Consider the following 3,869-nt stretch of genomic DNA (forward strand, 5'->3'; position numbering starts at 1 on the left):
GCCCGTCGATTTATCCCAACCCTTGAACAGAGGATCCTCTTCACTATCCAGCTTGTTGTTCCAGTTGGTAGTATCTGTAGCTGTAATCCCTGAAGCTACCGAGGAACCGTATACCGGGTCCGTTTCATCGGAATTCGTAAAATGGCCCAGGTCGCTGATCTGGCTCTCGGTGATCTCTATGCCCGCAGATTTATCCCATTTGCTAAATAAAGGATCCTCTTCATTTTCCAGGTTGTTCCAGTTGGAGGTATCTGTTGCTGTAATTTCCGAGGCTACCGAGGAACCAAAAACCGGGTCCGTTTCATCGGAATTCGTAAAGTGGCCCAGGTCGCTGATCTGGCTCTCGGTGATCTCTATGCCCGCAGATTTATCCCAATCGTTGAAAACCGGGTCCTCCTCACCAATGCTTCCGGAAACACGCTCAGCCGTTCGGGCATGCAAGGCATAAGGAACACTCAGCAACTGGCTGGTACCGGATATGGTATAATTTGTGCCACCGGTAGGATCGGTTTCTGTTTGTATGAAATAGGGCCCATTATCCCAGCTTATTGCTAAAAAATCACCGTTTACAACTGTGCCGCTTCCTATTTCAATGCTTACAAGACCGTTTGCATTGGTAGCAGGACTTCGCGTTTCAACATAAACAGCCGTGCCACTGGCAGATCCCTGCAAAATACTGATACGCATACCTACATCCTGATTAGTTACCAGCTCATTACTGCTGTTGCGGATAACCGCCTGATAGCTCATTTTTTGGGGTGACTGAGCAAATACCCCTGCAGCCAATAAAAAGGCCGTGAAAAATGTAAACAATTTCCTCATAGCTTATTCACTTTTAATGTTTAATAATTTTAAATGTCTTGATTTCCCTTTCGTCCCGTAATACCTTTAGAAAATAGATTGCCGGTATGAACCGGTTCATAGCAATCCTGGTTTCGCTTGATTTAATTCTCACACGTTTTAACATGTTTCCATTCACGTCATAGAGCTGACAAAACAGATCATTCAAGGCCAAATCCCCTACTGACACCAAATAGTTGGTTATTTTCAGTACAAGAAAATTTTGTACCGGATTTGGATAAGCCAACACATTCAGCTCAATGCCTTTGGCCTCGTCAAGGGCAGTTTCCACAACGATTTCATAGGGTTGTTGTATACCCTGATTTGAGGAAGCGGAAGATCCGGATACCGTCGTATAAACAACCTGACCGACAGAATAGCTTACCGAACCGCCACTACCTGAAGCTTCGCCCCCAGTTGCAGGCTGGGCTTCCTGTGCCCGCAATCCTGTCACTCCAAAAACCAGGAAGAGCAGGAAGGTGAATTGAATTTTTTGATCTCGCATTTTATTGTCTTTTAATTTGTTTATATATTATTGAATAGTTGATTATATGATAAGAACCAGAAATATCCGGTATTTTCAGATACACCTCATGCTGATAACCGATAGCTATCCGGCTTTGTAATTCCTCTGCTGAAGAAGTACGTTGGCCAAAACGGAAATGATACGGAAGATGAGCATTCGTTGGTTTTGAATGAAAATCCGCAGGCGATCGATTATTATTTGCCGGAAGGGTTTACCGGTGGAGGTTGTAATGTGTCAGATCCAAGAAACAGAACAGGTCATCAAAATCAACAACGGATTACAGAAATTGGCAGAAAAACGTTAAAAAGAACAATCTGAGACTACACCATACAATCTATCATGTATCATTATATATAATATCCGGCATAGATTCCTGATCTCCGCTAATGCTCCGTCAGGAATGAGCATTCTTTTCGGATCTTTGCCTATATGTTATTCCGACCAAATCCCTCGTGACAGGAAATAGTGCCATATAACCCGCTTGTTAAAGCAGGTATATCTATCCTTTAATTTAATAGATTATAAATAAAACAGCTTACCGGAAAGGTGGCTATAAATCCTTAAAAATCTTCAGCAGCTGATCTTTTTTCCTGCTGGACACAGGAAGGGAGGTATCATTTTTCAGCACCACATGCTCGCGTTCCCGGTTGAAATGATCCAGGTAGTTCAGATTCATCAGATGGGACTGATGCAGCCTGAAAAAACCATATGGCTCAAGCATCTGCTCAAATTCCTTTAAGGTTCTGGAGACAATCAGCTTTTTGCCTCCATGCAGATAAATGTTGGTATAATTGCCGTCCGACTGACAATGCATAATATCCTGCACATTCACCAGGTGAATGCTCTCAGAGGTTCTGAGTACAATCTTCTTTACCTCACTGGAAATATTTTGTATGTTGGAAAGAAACGCGTTCAGCTTAATCTGGGTATCCTCAAATTCTATGGCTTCCTTTACCCTGGCAAGGGCTTTGCTGACCTCATCCGGATCAAAGGGCTTTAAAAGGTAATCCAGTGCAGAAAATTTGAAGGCCTTGATGGCATATTCCTCAAAGGCTGTAATGAATATCAGCTTAAAATTAAACGGGTTCACCTTCCCGAGTAAATCAAATCCTGTTCCGTCGGGCAATTGAATGTCAAGCAACAACAAATCGGGACTGTAGTTTTTCAATACATCCACACCTGTTTGAACATCGCCGGCTTCAGCAACAATTTCCGCATCATCAAGTTCCTGTAGTATTATTTTGGAAAGGGACCTTCTTACGCTTTCTTCATCGTCAATGATAACAATTCTCATAACATATCATTTAAAGTCCTGACAAACATCCTTTCATTACTCTTTATGTATATTCCCTGATCTTCCTTCATTTGCACCTTTCAGCATATAGGGTATCCATATATCTACCCTGGTGCCCTGCTGATCATCACCATTCTTCCCAAGATCGTGTATTTCCATATGGATTTTATGTTTTCGGAAACGGTTCAGATTTAGAATACGTTCCCGTGTAATTTTTGTTGCAAGGGATTGATGATCCTTATCATTTGTTGCTTTAAACTGTTTTGACCGTTCAATGCCTATGCCGTTGTCCTCAATCACAATCTGAATATTTTGTCCGATTGGTGCATATTGAACATAAAGCCGGCCGGGGTACTCTGCAAGTTTGAATCCGTGTTCTATGGCATTTTCCACAAATGGCTGCGTGAGCATTGGGGGGATCAACACTTTTTCCGGGTCCAGCGATTCACTTACTTCCAGAAAATACTCAAATAATTGGTTGTATCGGATCTTCTGTATGGTAAGATAATGCTCAAGGGTTTCTATTTCCTGCGAGAGCGATATATAATTTGTTCTGGAATGACTGAGTATCAAACGAAGCAGTTTGGAAAACTTGACCAGGTAATGATTGGCCTTACCGACTTCCTCGCTCAACATAAAATTTTGAATGGAAGTAAGGGAGTTAAAAATAAAATGGGGATTCATCTGTGAGCGCAACAATTTCTGCTCCAGCTCCACATTATTCTTTTCCTTTTTCAACCCCTGAATTCGCATCCTTACAAAAACAAAAGCAACGCTTCCCAGACTAAAAATGACCAATAGCAAAAACCACGTAGTCCTATAGAAAGGCGGATAAATCCGAATCTGCAATGAAACCGGTTGATCGTTCCATACATAATCGTTATTAGAACCTTTTACCTTGAAAGTATAGGTCCCGGGATCGATATCGGTATAGCTCGCCTTATTTTCATCTTTCGGATAAACCCAGTCTTCATTCACTCCTTCCAGCATGTAGGCATATTGATTTTTCTCAGGTGCGGTGAAATCCAGAGAAGCAAAGTGAAGGGTAAAAAAATTCTCATCATGTTCCAATGAAATCCTGTTTTGGGAAGTAAAATCCCTACGAATGATCTGATCAAATTTTTCGAACGCTGTAATCTGCAGTTTTGGTTTTCTGGTATTTTTTACGATCATTCCGGGATGAAAAAGGGTAATGCCATTCTCCCCTCC

At 41.8% G+C, this 3,869-nt stretch carries 4 protein-coding genes; all 4 read right to left on the minus strand.

Annotation, left to right across the window (positions count from 1 at the left end):
- Window positions 1-822 (minus strand): hypothetical protein (locus tag KGY70_18385; GenBank protein ID MBS3777170.1); only part of this gene is annotated, 822 nt, incomplete at its 3' end.
- Window positions 823-835: 13 nt separating this feature from the next.
- The gene (locus tag KGY70_18390; protein MBS3777171.1) at window positions 836-1,345 is read right to left on the minus strand and encodes a T9SS type A sorting domain-containing protein; all 510 of its coding nucleotides are present in this window, start codon (window positions 1,343-1,345) and stop codon (window positions 836-838) included.
- Window positions 1,346-1,916: 571 nt separating this feature from the next.
- Complete coding sequence (locus tag KGY70_18395; GenBank protein ID MBS3777172.1) at window positions 1,917-2,660, minus strand: response regulator transcription factor; 744 nt, start codon at window positions 2,658-2,660, stop codon at window positions 1,917-1,919.
- Between the two features lie 36 nt (window positions 2,661-2,696).
- Window positions 2,697-3,869, minus strand: a 1,173-nt coding sequence (locus KGY70_18400; GenBank protein ID MBS3777173.1) for a histidine kinase, incomplete at its 5' end; no start/stop codon positions are given.

Source organism: Bacteroidales bacterium (assembly GCA_018334875.1).
In the GTDB taxonomy this organism is placed as follows: domain Bacteria; phylum Bacteroidota; class Bacteroidia; order Bacteroidales; family UBA12077; genus JAGXLC01.

Coding starts and splice junctions, on each gene's coding strand:
- KGY70_18390 (MBS3777171.1), bottom strand. CDS start 1,345: ATGCGAGATCAAAAAATTCAATTCACCTTCCTGCTCTTCCTGGTTTTT.
- KGY70_18395 (MBS3777172.1), bottom strand. CDS start 2,660: ATGAGAATTGTTATCATTGACGATGAAGAAAGCGTAAGAAGGTCCCTT.